This is a genomic window from Streptomyces sp. NPDC051664, assembly GCF_044453545.1.
Lineage (GTDB): Bacteria > Actinomycetota > Actinomycetes > Streptomycetales > Streptomycetaceae > Streptomyces.
In genome coordinates, this window is record NZ_JBITCU010000134.1 from 1 (window position 1) to 1,269 (window position 1,269).

The following is a 1,269-nucleotide window of genomic DNA, read 5'->3' on the forward strand; positions in this document are numbered from 1 at the left end:
CTCGACTTTCGACGTTTTCGCGGGGTCACTCTGGCGAGTGTGGCTGTTGGCGTTTGGGTCCTGCGGTCTTGGCGGCGGTCGTAGGGTGAGGCTGTGGATGAGCGGCTTGTAGAGCAGGTACGGCAACTGGACCAGCACGGTCGGTCGGCGAAGGCGATTGCCAGAACGTTGGGGGTGAGCGCCAGGGATGTTGTCGGGGTGCTCAACGGTGCCGTGCAGGTCTCGGCTTCGGCGCGTGACGAGCCGCGTTGCTGGGTGAACGCCGGCTGGAGCCGCAGCGTGGATCTTGAGGGTGCGCCGCAGTGGGCGGCCTTGGACCCTGGGGCTTCTGACGCCGAGGAGGTGCGTGGCCTTGTCGCCGTGCTCGTCGCCGCGGACAGTACGCGCTCCGCGAAGGCGCAGGTCGCCGGGTTCCTACTGGATGTGTGGTGTCTGGGGGTGAAGAACGCGCTTGCCCCGGAGCCGATGGGCGAGAGGCAACTGAGCGGGCACCGGGCTGTCTACTTCAGCGCCTTCGAGGGGCATGTGCCGGTTCCTGCCGAGCTTGCCCGCGCCCTGGTGTTCGGTGCCGCCGCCTACGCTCGCGACCTTGGGTTCGATCCCGAGGCGGACTTCGAGGCCGCCGCCGCTGTCCTCGGTGAGCCCGCCGGCCCCTGCCCGATCCGCTTCGGCCGCGACGGCAAGCCCTTCTACGTCAACGGCCCCTATGACGATCCCGAGGCGGTGGCGCGGACGTTGCGGCGCGCCGTCGGTGACGACGGCTTCCACTGTGCCATTGCCTTCCCCGAGCAGCCGCGGCGTCGGTTGTCCTGGTCGCGCCGGTAGCCCGCACCCGGGGCGCGGGGGCCGGACGGCGATCACCTTGACGGGTGAGGCACCGGGTGTTCGGGCCCGTGGTGGGCGGGGCCGCGGCAGCATCGGTGGTGTGGCGACCGCGCCCGGGGAGGCATATCTGCGATGCCGACTGTACCCGCTTCGCTGTTCGCCGTACTGGAGTTGGTACGGGGCAACTTCACCGCGCCGACGTTCCGAACCTTCACGGCGCTGGTCACGGGTCTGATCGCGCAGACCGGGCGGTGCACGGTGACCGGGATGCTCACCGGCGTCGGGTTGACGCGCACTTGGTCCCACGACCGCGTCCACGCCTTCTTCTCCCGCGCCCCGTGGAGCCCGGACATCCTGGGCATCTCCCTGTCCCACCTGATCGTGCGCCACCTGCTGCCCGCCGGCGCGGTGCTGACGGTCGCGGTGGACGACACGCTGTTCTAA

Annotated in this window: 2 protein-coding genes; both read left to right on the top strand. The window is 69.9% G+C overall.

The window, feature by feature from the left end:
* The first annotated feature begins 93 nt into the window (after positions 1–93).
* Positions 94–825 (top strand): hypothetical protein, encoded by a 732-nt coding sequence (locus ACIA8E_RS42005; protein WP_399307397.1) that lies wholly within the window; start codon positions 94–96, stop codon positions 823–825.
* A gap of 132 nt (positions 826–957) precedes the next feature.
* Positions 958–1,269 carry a transposase gene (locus ACIA8E_RS42010; protein ID WP_399307399.1) on the top strand — a complete coding sequence of 104 codons (312 nt, stop codon included), beginning with the start codon at positions 958–960 and terminating at the stop codon, positions 1,267–1,269.